Origin of the sequence: Paenibacillus zeirhizosphaerae (assembly GCF_030705605.1) — a bacterium.
Taxonomy (GTDB): domain Bacteria; phylum Bacillota; class Bacilli; order Paenibacillales; family Paenibacillaceae; genus Paenibacillus; species Paenibacillus zeirhizosphaerae.
In genome coordinates, this window is record NZ_JAPCKK010000034.1 from 1 (window position 1) to 15,443 (window position 15,443).

Here is a 15,443-nt window from a genome sequence, read left to right on the forward strand (position 1 = left end):
ACGAGATAAAATATCTCAATGATCCGTTCCGGTTTTCATACTGTCATAGACATGTACCAAAAACCTTCACGGGGCGATTTCACTTCGTGAAATCTACTCACTCGTTGTTCAGTTTTCAAAGATCAAATTCTTCATTCTGTCGTTTTGTGACAGCTATAAGATCATATCATGTCGGCCAGTGAATTGCAAGAACTTTTTTTGATTTATTTCAAATCGTTTATTCTGCAACTTGTTACCGCCGGCCGCTGATTTAATGTCAGCCGTAATAATATATCATAATAAGTTTACCTTTTTCAAGCCCCTTTAAACAATTATTTTTATTTCAAAGTGTGAACATCAAGATTGTCAGGCCAGTGAAGCTCTACTCCGTGGTTTTGAAGTAACTCTTGATAACAATTCAGATGTTCCGCAGACTCTCTGATCTCATAAGGGCGCAGGTTGCTGCTTACAGCATATACAGCCAGCAGAGCTGCAGACTCGCCAATATTCCACTCCGTTGGATGAAGCCTGTAACAGCCGTTGGCGATTTGGGTCATGCCGATATTTTTGCAGGCAGGCAGCAGGTTTTTGATTCTGACCGGAATTAGGGAACCGAGCGGAATTTCATAAGGATAACTCGGGATATAGAAGGAGCGCTGTGACACAGTCGTCGGATGAAGATCCAAATGATAACTGCCCACTCCCACACTGTCCTTATATCTTTTAATGCCAGCAGGACCGCGCAGTTCCTTGCTTACATCATGTTCCGTGATAGTATACAGCGCTTTAATGCGACGCGACTCGCGGATGTATGGCATTTTGGCCAGACCATCCTTCGTACCAAGCGTTCCCCCGCAAAGCCCAATCCCAGGGTAGCCTTTTCCTCCGTCTATACGAGGGGCTTCTGTCTGAAGCCAATAAATCAGCGATAGTGTAAGGGAACGAGCAAAACGCAAATGTCTGCTTCTCTCCTCAGGTGATACTCCTATAATGGGACCGAGATAATAATCATTTTGCGGCCAGTTTAATAATGTGATCTCTCCCCCATACAACGATCTGCTGAACAGAGAAGTGTCTACAATTCTACGATAATCCCATAAGGACATAATGCCGAAATCATTCGGAAACATGGTGAATTCCTTCATTTGGGTCATATCATTCGCATCAGAAGCATACCAGCTCAATATAGGAAACCGTGAAAAGTCAGGTTTGTATTTTTGCCAGAAGAAATAGTCCTCCGGCCGGTCTATCACAAAATCTCCGCCTTCCACATACTGAACAGCTCCAACATAAGTAATGGACTGCATATCCAGTGGATCGGCTCTATCCAGCGCGTGAGGCTCTCCTGTAATTGTCCTTGACTCGGCTCCCATTCCAAATTCCGCTCCGGCCAACGGGAGAAGATCCCCGCAATCCGTAGCATCCAGGTAATAGGCCCCTTGTAGAAGAATGTCCTGACCATTCTGGTTGCGGACTATAACGGAAGTTATGATATCTTCACTGGTCTCGGCTTTATTTACCTTGGTGTGATAAAGAATCTCTAATCTCCCCGACTGGATATAGGGAAACAGCATGTCTTCAAGCACACGCAAGGCCACTTTCGGCTCATGGCACAGACGGCTGACCCAGCCGTTACCAGGATTGAGCATCGGATTTTGGCGTGCTTCTTCCGTCAAAGGATAATTGACACGGTAGTATTCACGGACACGGTTTCTAAACTCCCGATAAGACGCAGTGCATCCAAAGCTTTCGATCCACCGATGCTCATCCGGGGGAACCGCCTGGGATGTAAGCTGTCCGCCGATCCAGTCCGTTTCCTCCGTCATAACCACCTTCATACCCGCCCTGACTGCTGCCAGAGCGGCTGCGGTTCCGCCGAGACTACCTCCAATAATAATGAAATCCGCTCTATAGGACCGCTGCTGCTCCATGGGTCTTCCTCCGTTCCTTTTTAGCTGATGAACTGTTAAATGAATTAATTATTCAGTGTCTAAATCATGGTCTTCTTGATCAAACGCCAGTTTGGCAGCTCCTAAGAAGCCTGCTCTATTGCCCAAAGAGGCTTGTCGGACCTTCATCCCGGGTTCATAACCCTCAAGCTCCTCCTCAAGCCATTCCCACCATACAGCAGACGAATCCGCAATTCCTCCCCCAAGAATGACCGCATCCGGGTCAAGGGTACAGTAAATGTTAACGATTACAACAGCGAGGTCCTGCAAAAATGCTCTGACCTCCTTCAGCGCCAAGGCGTCTCCCAGATGGGCAGCCTCCAGCAAAACATGACTGGACGCATATCGTCCCCCAGCCACTGCAAGGGCGCGACGATTCAGGGCCGTCCCGGACACATACTGCTCGACACAGCCGCGTTTACCACAGTTGCAGGCCATGCCTCCCGGTACAAGAATGCTGTGTCCCCATTCCCCTCCGCTCCAGCGCTTCCCTCTGCATAGCTCCCCCTTATGGATATAAGCTCCACCCACACCTGTTCCAAGCGTCAGCAGCACCAGCTGTTCTTGAGGAGTTGCAGCACCAAGCCATGCCTCCCCCACCAGAGCCGCATTGGCATCGTTATCGGCGGCAGCCTTCAGCCCAAAACTATCCCAGGCCCACTCGAACAGGCGAACTCCCTGCCACCGAGGCAAATTATCCGTGGCATAAACCACCTCTCCCGTGTCCGCATTAACTCTGCCAGCCGATGCAATGCCCAGTGATCGCACCTCCGGCCAGGCATGCAGCAGCGGACGAATCCCTTCTTCGATGCAGAGCAACAATGCGTCCCGCCCCCGTGCAGCATTCGTCGCAACCGAGAATTCCTCATATACCGTTCCATCTCGGCCAATGACTGCTCCTTTTACCGATGTTCCTCCAATATCAATGCCGATCGCTTTGTCTGCCATGCTATCACTCCCATGCAGCTTATGGAATGCTTACGTTGAAACCTCTCATGGCTAAAGCCACGAGATTCCTGGGTAGTCCGTTCTACTGAACAGAATTAGCATATGATATGCCGTCAGGCTATCCCCGCAGTCCCTGCGGTTCCTACAACTATTCAGTCAGAAGTCTTTTGCCTTCGGCAAGGATGTTTTTGCTTGCATTGACGTCCCGGTCATGGTGGCTGTGGCATGCTGGACATTCCCACGCCCGAAGACGAAGGTCTTTGACTTCTTTATTTTGGTAGCCGCAACACGAACAGATTTGAGACGAGGCGAAGGTTTTACCTACAGCCACAAACCCGCGTCCGTACCATTTAGCCTTATATTCAAGCATCTTTCTAAATCGATGCCAGGATACTTCGCCAATAGCTTTAGCCAGTTTGTGATTCTTCATCAGATTAGATACCTGCAAATCTTCCACCGCAATCAGGTCGTGGTTTTTGACAATATGCGTTGAAATTTTTTGCAGGTAGTCCGTTCGGGCGTTGGCAATGCGTTCATGGATGCGGGCCACCTTCACCCGTTGTTTGTTCCAGTTGGAGGAACCTCCAACTCGTCTGGAAAGAATGCGTTGTTCCCGAATGAGCTTTTGCTCTATCTTCCGCAGAAATTTCGGATTCTCAAACACTTCACCGCTGGAGAGAACTGCGAAATCTTTAAGCCCCACGTCAATCCCGACTTCCCGGTTTGTTTTGCATAGGGGCTCTATATCGGTTTCCACTAACAGCGAAACAAAGTATTTGCCCGAAGGATTGCACCGGATCGTTGCATTTATGATGCGACCTTCCACTTCTCTGGACTTCGCAAATTTCATAAGCCCTAGTTTAGGAAGCTTCACTTTATTACCTACGATTGAAATATTACCGTTAGTATAGTTGGTTTGATACGACTGCACCGGATTCTTTTTGCTCTTAAATCTCGGTGCATCATTTTGTTTTCTAAAAAATTTCGCAAAGGAATCGGCCAGATGTTGCAAAGCATTTTGCAAAGAAAATTTATCCGGTTCTTTGAGCCATACGAGTTCTTGCTTCAATGTTGTTAATTTAGCAGAGCATTTGTTGTACGATAATCCTTTTCCTGTGCTGTGGTAGACTTCATTCCATAAGGCCAGAAAATGATTAAATACAAATCGGGAACAACCCAGCGTCTTGTTGATGAGAACGATCTGATCCTGGTTGGGGTAGATACGAAACCTATAGGCTTTATGGACAAGCATCGTCTCACTTCACCTTCTGATCTTGAATATACTTTCGGATTTGTTCTTCGGTATGCTCGCTGACGGTGGCTACAAAGTAAGAGGGGTTCCACAAGTGATCTCCTCCCAGCTTGTTTTTGAGCTGTGGAAAATCCTTAAACAGAAGCCTCGCAGAAATCCCTTTTAACACTTTGACCATGTTAGGTATGGAATGCTGTGGCGTGCATTCGAGCAGAACATGGATATGGTCTTGATCTGTCTCCATTTCAGAGAGGGTAAAGCTGTAATCGGACGCGACTTGCAGGAGAATTTCCTTGAGTCTAGCGTCCACTTCATCCGAGAGGACTTGGTGCCGATATTTCACACACCATACGATATGGTATTCGAGAGCGTAAACATAGCCTCTTCCACGCCTGATTTCCGTCATAGTTCATCACCAAAATCATTTTACCATACGTTATAGAAAAACACAGAAATAATATTGATGAAATGTAGGATATATTTAAATTAATGTACACCATATGTCGGTTCATTGGCATGTCAAGTGACATACCTGAACCGAAGTTTTCTTACTCATGACTAAAGTCGCGAGTTTGCGAAAACTCGGTATCAATAACTTCGTTCGATGACAGCGCGTGCGGTCTTCTCTTTCATGATTTTCGTTTTTTCAGCATGCTCCCGGGCCAGCCCCTCGCAAATCAGGTCGATAATAAAAAGCTGCGAAATTTTGGCTCCAAGTGATCCTCCCTCCAAAGGAGCTTCTTTCCCGGCGGTCAGCAGAACGATGTCGGCAATCGAGGTAATCGGGGATTTGGCATAATTCGTAATAGCAATCACCGTCGCTCCGTTGTGCTTGGCCTTATGAAGCATATCGTTCGTGTCCAGCGTGCTGCCTGACACACTGATGCCAAAGGCAACGTCGCCCTCGCCCATGGTGACCGCCATCATGGCTTGAACATGACTGTCAGCCACAGCCTCCGCCCGCCGTCCTATCCTCAAAAGACGGTTTTTGGCATCCAGCGCCGTAATACCTGAAGAACCAACGCCGAAAAATTGAATATAACGCGCCTGGTCCAGACACTCTACAGCCTTGGCCAATTGCTCGCGGTCAAGCAGACCGAGGCTTGAATTCAAAATGTTTACCATTGTGTGATATACGGATCGAGCCATATCCTCATCGCCGCCGGAATCCAAATCCCGTCCTTCATCCCGCCTGCGGTGTGTCTGGTCCTGGGCGAGCGCCAGCTTAAAATCCTGGTAGCCTTTAAAGCCGATTTTGCGGCAAAACCGCATCACCGTGGTTTCCCCAGTGCCCGCAAATTCTGCGAGCTCCGTAACTGACAGATAAATCAGATCATCCGGATGCTCGAGAACACGGGAAGCAACCTTTACTTCCGATTTTGTTAATGAAGGAAAATACGTATGAATTCTGTCATTCATGTCCATGATTCGAAATCACAGCCCTCCTTGCGGCCTCTGCAAAACGTTGTGTAATTAACTGGGGCCGTGTAATCGCCGATCCGACAACGACGGCATAAGCCCCTCTTCTAAAAGCCTCCTCAACCTGTGACGGCTCTTGAATTCGCCCTTCCGCTATAACGGGTACCTTTACATGCCCGACGATCTCCTGGATCAATTCGAGATGGGGCCCTTCCATTGCCGGTGAGTAAGACGTATACCCGGATAAAGTGGTGGAAATGCAATGCACACCAAGAGAGGCTGCATAACGCGCTTCTTCCAATGTCGAGATATCCGCCATACAGAGCAGGCTGCGGCTCTTTGCAAAACATATCAATTCCTCCAGACTGCCTCCCCCAGGGCGCGGCCGATGGGTCGCATCAATCGCGATCATATCCGCCCCCGCCTCCTCCAGTTCCTCCATCTCCCTTAGGGTAGGAGTTATATACACCTCGGAATCCTCATATTGCCGTTTGACGAGGCCAATCACCGGCAAGGCTACAGCCTTTTTGATGGCGCGGACATCAGCCGCCCCGTTAGCCCTGATCGCTACCGCTCCGCCTTCCTGGGCGGCAAGCGCCATTTTCGCCATCACCTCCGCGCCGTGAAGCGGCTCACCCGGAAGCGCCTGGCAGGATACGATCAGGCCGGCTTGTAACTTTTCTATAACAGGGGTCACTCGTTCACCCTCTTTCCTTTGTTTCAAGCTTCAAGTCTAAGGCAGGAATTTAAACCGTCTGCTCTGCGGCATGTTCTGCCAGGACAGGATGATAGCTGACCGTCAGTCCCACTTCAAAAGTGCGATTCCACGGCATGTAGCAATCCACAATTTCGACGCTGCCGCCCTCACCGTTGATCCGCTCCTGAAGTGCCTGATTCAACTTGGATCTGATCAAGGCCGCGGCTTGCCCCCGCTCCCCATCCAGCCAGAATTTACTCAGCCCCATCGAATCAACCACTCCATTGTTCATCTCTGTGCGAACGAGTGAGCAGTAACAGACATCCTCCGTATAACGCAGCGCCAGGAAGTTCAGATGCCCGGGAGTTTGCCCATAATGAAGAAACAGCATGGACTGTGCAATGACGGTACCCAGTGTATTGGAGCTCGTGTTCCAGCCGGCATAACCTGCCAGGGAGAACAGCATGTTCTTCTGGCGCAGCAATCTGATCAGCTTCAAATCTCCACCATTGGCGTACCCCACATCCGCTACAGCTACCGGCTTGCCCTCATTGAAAAGCATATATGCACCGAATTCCGCAAGCTCGGTAATATTTCTGTAAACATCGTATCCGGCCATAGACCGCCCCTGCACAACCGCCTCCGCCATGCTGTCCCCCGGCGCATTTATAAGCAGTACCATATCCGCCTCCGCGGCAGAGGGCACAAGCAGGCCACCCGCGGCCAGCACCTGATATTTCAAAGTCTCATAGAGATAACGATCCTCGTACAACGGGATCATAAAGGCCCCCTGCAGGGATGAAAGCCTTGGATACACGAGTGGTACCCGTCCGGTATCCGTATTAACCATTCTGGCAAACAACGTACAGCCTACCTCATCCGCACCGGGATACATGTACACGCTGAGCTCCAACTCCAGCTCGGAAATCCGCCACCTGACCACCTCCTGGTCTCTGGCGGTATATCCAAAAGGAGCGGAATCATCCTGCGGTATAATCAGAAAATCGATAATCCCCTCGGCTACAAGCTCCAGAGCCGCCTTGTTCATAGCTGCGTTGACCGCTCGCCGCCGCAAATAATCATCAAGCACCTCTGGCGGAAGGCGAAGTTCGATATCTTCAAGTTCCGCTAGCTCCTCCTCTGTTGCAAGCTGGAGATCCCTGCGGTGACTAATGAATCCTTTTCGAAAAATCTCCCGCCCCCAGTGTTCGTAATAATCCGGCTCTTCATCGGCCGATGAATACTGCGGACAGCGCATAATGAGCTGGAAGGCGTAAATCTTAAGGTCGGGATAATCAATCTTCAAATCGCGCAGCCTCATTAAACGTTCAAGCAGCAGCTCTTCGCTCATCCCGTGCAGCCGGGAGGGAACAATGCCTCCGTATAGAAGCGTATCAAGGGCTAGGACAGCTCCATGTGCGCCTGCGGCGGCCTGCTCCAGCCAGGCCCATAAGCGGTCGGGATCGCCCGGTGTTTTCTTGTGGCCCATTATATCCAGAGGCGGTCGCTCGGGCGTGTAATCCGTCCCCTTGGCCAACAGGTATGGAAATTCGTAATTACAAGGCCGCTCATCCAGCGGCATGAATAAAATTCGCTTCCCTTGCTCCATACTTAGTTCACCCGCCTCTCAGAGGTTATAGCACCATTGAAAGTGTCAGCCCTTAACGGCACCTGCCAAGCCCTCCATATAAAATTTTTGGGTAAACAGGAATACGAAAATAATCGGCAGCACTGAAATCATCGTACCCGCGGCAATCCAGCCGAAATTATATGCAAATTGTCCATTCAGATAGGTCAGGGCGGCAGCAAGCGGGTACAGCTCGGGATCATCCAAAATCACGATCGGCCAGATAAAGCTGTTCCAGTATCCCATCACCTCCAGTAGCGCAATGACGGCGATAGCCGGTTTGACAAGCGGCAGAATCAACTGCCACCAGATGCGAAATTCGGAGGCTCCATCCATTTTCCCGGAATCTCTGATATCCACAGGGATGTTCAGGAAGGTCTGCCGCATCAGGAAAATATTAAAGACAGACACGGCGGACGGGAGAACCACGCCCAAATAGGAATTGCCAAGATGAAGCGCCTGAATGGTCAGATAATGGACAATGATCGCCGTTGACGCCGGAATGATCATCGTCGCAATCAGCAGACCGAAAACAAGATTCCTGCCGCGGAAGCGGAATACCGCAAGCGGATAACCTGTCATGCAGGCCAAAATGATGTTCAAAACAACGCCGAGCACGGTAATGACGACCGTGTTGTAGACATAGTTCGGAAAATCCATAAATTTCCATACCTGTACGTAATTGCCGAAATCAATAAAGGTAGGCAGAATGGCGGGCGGGGTCGAAAAGACGTTGCGCCCCGGCATCAGCGATACACTCAGCAGCCATAAGAACGGTCCGGTCATGAACAAGGCAAGCAGGATAAGAAGGATATACATAAGTATCATGTAAAAGCTTTTACGCAGTGTTCGGCCCCTCTTCATCGCAGCCCCGGAATAAGACGACTCCTGTGTACGAAGCTTCGAATTTGTAGTATCCATCAGTAAGGATTGACACCACCTTTCCGGTTCAGCAGAAACACAAGGACACTCAGAGCCCCGAGAATGACACTGACGATCAGACCGAGCGCTGAGGCGTAGCCGAATTCGAACTGCTGCATTCCTTTTTGAAAAATATACAGGCTGGATGTTAACGTGGAGGTTCCGGGCCCTCCGTTGCCATTGGTCAGGATATACACCTCATCGAATACCCGTAGTGCAGCCATTAAAGAGATGAGCGTGCAGAACAGGATATACGGTCTGAGCAGCGGAATTGTGATCGTCCGGATCAGCCGGAAGCGCCCAGCCCCGTCAACCCTGGCCGCGTCATATAAATCAGCGGGAATGTTCTGCAAACCCGCCAGATAGAGCATCATATAGTAGCCGAGGCCTTTCCACATCGTGATGAACATCAGGACATACAGCGCAGTAGCACTATTGGACAACCAAAATACCTGCTTACTGATAATTCCGGCCTGAATCAGCACATAGTTAACGACCCCGTTATTGCCGAGCAGCCAGCTCCAGATCAGCGCTACCGCTACCATTGACGTTACGACAGGAATATAATAAGCCGTCCTGAATACCTTGATGCCAGGAATACGGCTGCTGTTCACCAGCACGGCCATCAGGATTGAGAATATTTGAATAAACGGAACGATCAGCACATACACCAGCGAATTCCATAACGAGATTAAGAAATTACGGTCTGCAAAAGCATGCCTGAAATTCTCCAGCCCGACATATTCCGTTCGCGAAATAACCGAATAGTTGGTCAGCGACAGCGGAATTCCATAGATGATCGGCCAAAATACAAACACAGCTAGAAGGAGCAGCCCCGGCGCCATGAACGCCCAGGCCGCAAAGGATTCGGTACGCAGCCATTTGTGCATGATGGTTCACCCCCTGCTTTGCGGTAGCTCATTGAATTACTGCTGCAGAATCCCGTTCACTTCCTGTTCGGCCGCATCCAGCGTCTGCTGTACATCCTGCCCGTTCAGCAAAATATTTTGCAATCCGCGCGCAATGGCCGAGTTGACATCCTTCGCATTGGGCACACCCACCATGTAATCCGTCGCTTTATCCAGGCTCTGCGCCGATACAACCTTCGCCTGGGCTTCAAGCGAATCATCCGTCGCGCTAAAGAACGGGTCCTGAGTGGAAGCCTTGGTCGACGGAAGCGTATTGGCTTCCTTGGAGAAGGCGGTCTGGTTCTCCGCATTGGTTACGAATGCCGCAAACTGTACAGCCTCTTCCGGATGCTCCGATTTTGACGGCACAACCAGATTCATCGAATTGGATAGCCGCAGATCGCCCTGCCCTGTCGGGAGCGGCACCGCAATGGTGTTTTTGTACACATCCGGAGCGGATGTTTTGATGAAATTGATGAACGTTGGCCCACCTAATTGAAACGCCGTCTGTTCACCGGAGTAATACTGAATTTGTTTGGTAAAATCAGCATCCTCCTTGAGGATCACTCCCTCATCCATAAGCTGCTTCATGTTATTGATCATGGCCACCGCTTCAGGTGTATTAAAGGCGGCTGCCGTTTTATCCTCTGTCAGAATCGGAATGCCCTCAATCGGGAATAGCTTGGATACAAGCTGCTGGGCGTAGCCGGCCTTGCCGGTTTTTTCTTTCACCTGACGTCCCCACTCCGCCAGTTCTTCGCGAGTGGTTGGAGGATTGGATGGGTCCAGCCCGGCTTCCTTGGCAAGCTTCGTATTGATAAACAACACCTCGGTTCCGGTATACCAAGGCAGGGCATACGCTTTGCCATCAATGACGGTTGAATTAAAAATGCCGTCAAAATAAGCGCCCTTCTGCTCATCGTTCAAATATTCGTTCATATCCACAACGGCTCCTTTGGAGCCCATTTGACTGGCAAATTCCGTATTGAGGTTAACGACATCAGGGCTGCTGCCGCTGGCAATGCTAGTCAAAAGCTTATCGGTTATAGCATCATAAGGATAGTCTTTCCATTCAATCCTGACATTCGGATGACTCGACTCATAATCAGCAATCAACGCGTTGAAGTAATCGTTAAAGGTCGGTTGCAGCGCAATCGTCCAGAGCTCCAGCGTAATTTCTTCATTCCCCGTTTCTTCGTTCGAACCGGACTGCCCTCCACCGCCGCAGCCGACAGCCATGATAGACAGCAGCAGAACACAGCAGAACGTCAGTAGAACACCTTTGCGTTTCTTTACCACAGCGTAGCCCCCTTCACCATGAGTTTTGGATTGCAAAAAACGAGATAGGTCATTAAATGGCTAAAAAACCTCTTATGCCCATATAATAACATCCTGTTCCAACGAAAAGAATAATTATTCCTAAAAAATAAATTTTAGAGGAATAATTTTTCTTTTATCAACAAAAAAAGTGCCCCTCTCCAGGAGCACTGACATGATAAATGATTTTGTGGCTTAAGTGTCCGGAATTGTTCTGGAGAAGCGGAGCGTTCGCCTTTGTCCCCGGATTTCTTCCACTTTCCAATTCAATCAGGAAATCCGGGGACAACAGCGATCGGAAGAACAATCCGGGTACGCCCAACCTTAATAATAAGGTGCCATAAAGAGATAAACCAGAACCCCGGTGAAGCTGACGTACAGCCAGATCGGCATGGTCCAGCGTGCGATTTTGCGGTGCTTCTCCACCTGCATAGTCCATCCCCAGACCACTGAGAACAGTGCAAGCGGCACGATGACGGCTGCCAGGAAGCTGTGCGTAATCAGGATGAAAAAGTAGATTGGACGTACGATCCCTTCTCCGCCAAACTTCGCGGTTTCCGGCGAAATGTAGTGAAAGGTCAGATAAGTAATCAGAAACAGCAAAGTGGAGGCAAACGCCGCCAAAACAAGCGCTTTATGCACTTTTACATTCTTTTTAATGATGGCAAACAAGGCTCCCAGCAGAAATATAAACGTAAAGCTGTTAAAAATAGCGTTCATTCTCGGCAGCAGGCTCAAATCAAAATGAACCTCCCCCTGATATCCGATCGGCGAAAAGAACAGCAGCAGAATAATAATATTCGCCACGATGGAAACCGTAACAATCAGCCCGGCAAAATTGCGGCGGGTGGTTGGAACATACTGCTCGTCCTTGGTCGCTTTGCTCATATTGGCTTTCTCCTTCGTCAATGATATTGGACAGATCATTCACTGCACCTGTTGTATAGATAATACAATTATATTGAACACACTGTTCTTCTGTGAAGTGACAACACCGTGAACAATTTCAGCCCGGTTCTGCTGGCTGGCGCTTGTTCAACGAGCTCCCGCCCTGATATTCGCTCTCGTCCTGCTTAAGCAGATGCTCGTTTGCCTCCGCCTCATGAAGCCATACTCCCCCATTATCTCGGGGGTCATAACCAATCAGAGGCTTCAAATATCCGATATCGTAGTAATTCCCCTCATTCGCTGATGTCCCGTATAAGGGCAGAAACTTCATATGATCATCCGCCTCGATACAGCACTCCACCAGCCGCACCAAATCACGACAGGAAATCCAAATACGTGCCGCCCTCTGAGAATGCGGGCGATTGTCGCCCGCGAAATTGCCAATTCGGACATTAAATGAGGATACTCCATATGTATCGGCATATAATCGTCCAAGCAGCTCAATGTAACACTTACTTAGCCCGTAAAAGCTGTCCGGCCGGTAAGGATCGGTGGGTTCAACCTTCTCATCCAGCTTGTAATAGCCTGTCGCATGGTTGGAGCTCGCGAACACAATTCGTCGCACCCCGTTCAGTCGGGCCGCTTCGTACAAGTGGTACGCCCCTGTTACATTAACAGGCAGCACTTTACCGAGAAAGTCCTCTTCGTCCTTCATCCAGGCGCAGTGTACAACGGTATCCACCCCGCGGGTCAGCTCCTTTAGCCGGGCTGCATCCGTTACATCCAGCATTGTGATGCCTCTCTCCGCATCCCCCCTCAGGTCTGCGGCAATAACGTCATAACGTCCATTTACCCTTAAGCCGTCAACGAGACAACCGCCGACTTTGCCGGCCGCTCCCGTGATCAGAACTTTTCGTCTCATACAGGCCCTTCCTCCTGCGCTCAAAATGAATATGTATAATAAATTATATAATCTTAGAAATAGTTTCCCCTTTTCTCCCCGCCTCGAAACGCGGGAAATGCCAAAAAGGCGCCTCCTGGGCGCCTGGCTTCATGCTTTGGCTGCATGATTGCTTTAAAGCTGCATCCTTATCGTTTCATTACTTAGAGAACCTTGGAGAGGAAGCTCTTCGTGCGTTCATGGGACGGCCGTTCGAACAACTGCTTCGGCACCCCTTCCTCTACTACAACTCCGCCCTCCATAAACAGTACTCTGTCGCCCACTTCACGCGCAAATCCCATTTCATGTGTGACGATGACCATCGTCATGCCCTCTGCAGCCAGCTCCTTCATGACCCCCAGCACTTCGCCTACCATCTCAGGGTCGAGTGCCGAAGTCGGCTCGTCAAACAGCATCACCTTCGGTTCCATAGCCAAAGCTCTGGCGATGGCCACACGCTGCGACTGACCGCCGGACAGGGAAGCTGGATAAGCATCCGCTTTCTCCGCAAGACCTACCTTGGCAAGCAGCTCCATTCCTTTCGCACGGGCCTTGTCCGGCGCCCAGCCGCGTACCCGGATCGGAGCGATCATAATGTTGTCGATGACCTTCATATGCGGGAACAGATTAAAGGATTGAAATACCATGCCCATTTCCGCACGGATTTCCGTGATTTTCGTACTTTTGTCCATCAGGGATTTCCCTTCAAACAGGATATCTCCCTTATTGGGCTCTTCCAGCAGGTTCAAACAGCGCAGAAAGGTCGACTTGCCGGAACCGGACGGGCCGATTACGACCACCACCTCGCTGCGGCTGATCTCTGTGCTGATATCCTTCAGAACAACATGAGCGCCGTAGGCTTTGCCCAAGCCCTTGACCTGGATGACCGGCTCCATCTTATTTCATTCTCCTTTCCCAATACTGCAACAGCTTGCTTAATGAATACGTCAAAATCAGATAGATCAACGAGGCCGTCAAATAAGGCTCCCATACCCGCAGGTACTGACCTCTCATGTTATTGCTGTAATACATCAATTCAGGAGCTGCGATATAAGCTACGAGAGATGAATCCTTAATAAGCACAATGAATTCATTGCCAAATGCCGGGATCATGCGCTTGATCGCCTGAGGAAGCACGATGTGCCTCATCGCCTGATGGCGGGTCATACCAAGCGATAATGCCGCTTCGGTCTGTCCTCTTTCGATCGACTGAATGCCTGCTCTGAAAATTTCCGCCGTATACGCCGCTGAGTTCAATGTAAGCGCCAGAATTGCGGCAATAATGGGATCAGTCCGGTCTATCAGGAGCGGAATTAACCCGAAGTGAACCATGAGAATCTGCACCAGCAGCGGGGTGCCTCGAAAAAAGTTGATATATCCCGCCGCCGGGAACCGAATCCAGGCATGCCTGGACATTCTGCCAAACCCGATTCCGAGCCCGAGGATCGCCCCCAGCAGGATCGAGGCCAGGGACACACCTATCGTTACCAGCGTCCCTTTCAACAGCAGGGGTAAGTAATACGCAATGATATCGAACCTGAAATCCATAATGGCCTTCCTTTCCCTTGTCCAAAAAAATGTCCAGCTTGTGTACCCGTCTTGATGTAAAGAAAGCATGCGACGGGTTCTCCATGCGCATGCTTTCTGTGCGGGAATCTCCCGCCATACGAAGACGGTTTAATTCATGAGCATTACTACTTCGCCATCTCAGCTTTCAGATTTGTAAGATCCGGTTCTTCACCAAACCATTTCTTGTAAATCTCTGCATAGGTTCCGTTGTCAACGACCGTTTGAATCGCAGGGTCAAGCTTCGCTTTAAGCTCGCTGTTTTTCGGATACACGATACCGTAGTATTCGGAATCAAAATTTTCGGAATCCGTTATACCTACCAGCTTGCTGTCCGGGTTGTTTTTGATATATTCACGGACAATAGCGATATCGGCAACCACGGCATCCACACCACCGTTAACCATTTCCTGCAGCGCCAGTGCATTGCTATCAAATTTCTTCAGGCTCGTGCTGTTCTGTCCCATGATTTCGGACATCAGAATATCAGCGGTTGTACCGTTCTGGACAGCTACTGTTTTGCCCTTCAGATCAAGCGCATTTTTGATGTCACTGCCTTCTTTCACCATAATCATGTTGGTGGATTCAAAATAAGGCAGAGAGAAGTCATAGGTTTCCTTACGCTCATCCGTAATGGATACCGAGGAAATACCAGCCTGGTATTCAGTTCCCTGCTTTACGCTCTCCAGCATGGTGTCCCAGCCGATATTGTTGACTTCATATTCGATTCCCGCTTCTTTCATCACAGCGTCAATAAAATCGACGTCAAAACCAGTCACCTTGTCCAAATCCATGAATTCCATAGGCGCGTAGGACGCGTCTGTTGCAAATTTCACTGGACCGCTTGCCGCAGGTGCTTCAGTTCCCCCGGATGCTTCCGGAGCAGGATCTTGAGCGGGCGGAGCCCCACAGCCTGCAAGCAGAACGATGATCAGCGTCAGCAATGCTGACAGATAGACCTTTTTCAATGTTATAACCCCCATTTTGTTTAACTTTAGATAATTGAAATTCTATCAAGAAGTTGGTTGAAGC

15 protein-coding genes are annotated in these 15,443 nt (G+C 49.7%); all 15 read right to left on the reverse strand.

What is annotated here, in order from left to right:
* Positions 1-317: 317 nt before the first annotated feature.
* The 15 genes from OIN60_RS21285 to OIN60_RS21355 all read right to left on the reverse strand — a co-directional run bounded on the left by OIN60_RS21285 (position 318) and on the right by OIN60_RS21355 (position 15,394).
* Positions 318-1,910, reverse strand: a complete 1,593-nt coding sequence (locus tag OIN60_RS21285; protein WP_305756878.1) for an FAD-dependent oxidoreductase — start codon at positions 1,908-1,910, stop codon at positions 318-320.
* A 48-nt stretch (positions 1,911-1,958) separates the two neighbouring features.
* Positions 1,959-2,876, reverse strand: a complete 918-nt coding sequence (locus OIN60_RS21290) for an ROK family protein (RefSeq protein WP_305756879.1) — start codon at positions 2,874-2,876, stop codon at positions 1,959-1,961.
* 148 nt (positions 2,877-3,024) lie between these two features.
* On the reverse strand, positions 3,025-4,128 hold the full coding sequence (gene tnpB, locus OIN60_RS21295; protein ID WP_305756880.1) for an IS200/IS605 family element RNA-guided endonuclease TnpB: 1,104 nt from the start codon (positions 4,126-4,128) through the stop codon (positions 3,025-3,027).
* A 4-nt stretch (positions 4,129-4,132) separates the two neighbouring features.
* The gene (gene tnpA, locus OIN60_RS21300; RefSeq protein ID WP_305756881.1) at positions 4,133-4,534 is read right to left on the reverse strand and encodes an IS200/IS605 family transposase; all 402 of its coding nucleotides are present in this window, start codon (positions 4,532-4,534) and stop codon (positions 4,133-4,135) included.
* A gap of 182 nt (positions 4,535-4,716) precedes the next feature.
* Entirely contained in the window at positions 4,717-5,553 is an 837-nt protein-coding gene (locus OIN60_RS21305) for a MurR/RpiR family transcriptional regulator (protein WP_305756882.1), read from the reverse strand.
* A complete protein-coding gene (locus OIN60_RS21310) occupies positions 5,540-6,244 on the reverse strand; it encodes an N-acetylmannosamine-6-phosphate 2-epimerase (protein WP_305756883.1) in 705 nt (234 codons plus the stop codon). The genes OIN60_RS21305 and OIN60_RS21310 overlap by 14 nt, the downstream gene beginning before the upstream one ends.
* A gap of 49 nt (positions 6,245-6,293) precedes the next feature.
* Complete coding sequence (locus OIN60_RS21315) at positions 6,294-7,853, reverse strand: DUF4127 family protein (RefSeq protein ID WP_305756884.1); 1,560 nt, start codon at positions 7,851-7,853, stop codon at positions 6,294-6,296.
* Between the two features lie 45 nt (positions 7,854-7,898).
* A complete protein-coding gene (locus tag OIN60_RS21320; protein ID WP_370872590.1) occupies positions 7,899-8,735 on the reverse strand; it encodes a carbohydrate ABC transporter permease in 837 nt (278 codons plus the stop codon).
* 56 nt (positions 8,736-8,791) lie between these two features.
* Positions 8,792-9,682 (reverse strand): carbohydrate ABC transporter permease, encoded by an 891-nt coding sequence (locus OIN60_RS21325; RefSeq protein WP_305756886.1) that lies wholly within the window; start codon positions 9,680-9,682, stop codon positions 8,792-8,794.
* A 36-nt stretch (positions 9,683-9,718) separates the two neighbouring features.
* Positions 9,719-10,999 (reverse strand): ABC transporter substrate-binding protein, encoded by a 1,281-nt coding sequence (locus OIN60_RS21330; protein ID WP_305756887.1) that lies wholly within the window; start codon positions 10,997-10,999, stop codon positions 9,719-9,721.
* A gap of 342 nt (positions 11,000-11,341) precedes the next feature.
* Positions 11,342-11,905, reverse strand: a complete 564-nt coding sequence (locus OIN60_RS21335) for a DUF420 domain-containing protein (protein WP_305756888.1) — start codon at positions 11,903-11,905, stop codon at positions 11,342-11,344.
* A gap of 118 nt (positions 11,906-12,023) precedes the next feature.
* On the reverse strand, positions 12,024-12,827 hold the full coding sequence (locus tag OIN60_RS21340; protein ID WP_305756889.1) for an NAD-dependent epimerase/dehydratase family protein: 804 nt from the start codon (positions 12,825-12,827) through the stop codon (positions 12,024-12,026).
* Positions 12,828-13,009: 182 nt separating this feature from the next.
* Positions 13,010-13,741: an amino acid ABC transporter ATP-binding protein gene (locus OIN60_RS21345; protein ID WP_305756890.1), complete on the reverse strand. Its 732-nt coding sequence runs from the start codon at positions 13,739-13,741 to the stop codon at positions 13,010-13,012.
* 1 nt (position 13,742) lies between these two features.
* On the reverse strand, positions 13,743-14,393 hold the full coding sequence (locus OIN60_RS21350; RefSeq protein WP_305756891.1) for an amino acid ABC transporter permease: 651 nt from the start codon (positions 14,391-14,393) through the stop codon (positions 13,743-13,745).
* A 146-nt stretch (positions 14,394-14,539) separates the two neighbouring features.
* Entirely contained in the window at positions 14,540-15,394 is an 855-nt protein-coding gene (locus tag OIN60_RS21355) for a basic amino acid ABC transporter substrate-binding protein (RefSeq protein ID WP_370872583.1), read from the reverse strand.
* Positions 15,395-15,443: the final 49 nt, after the last annotated feature.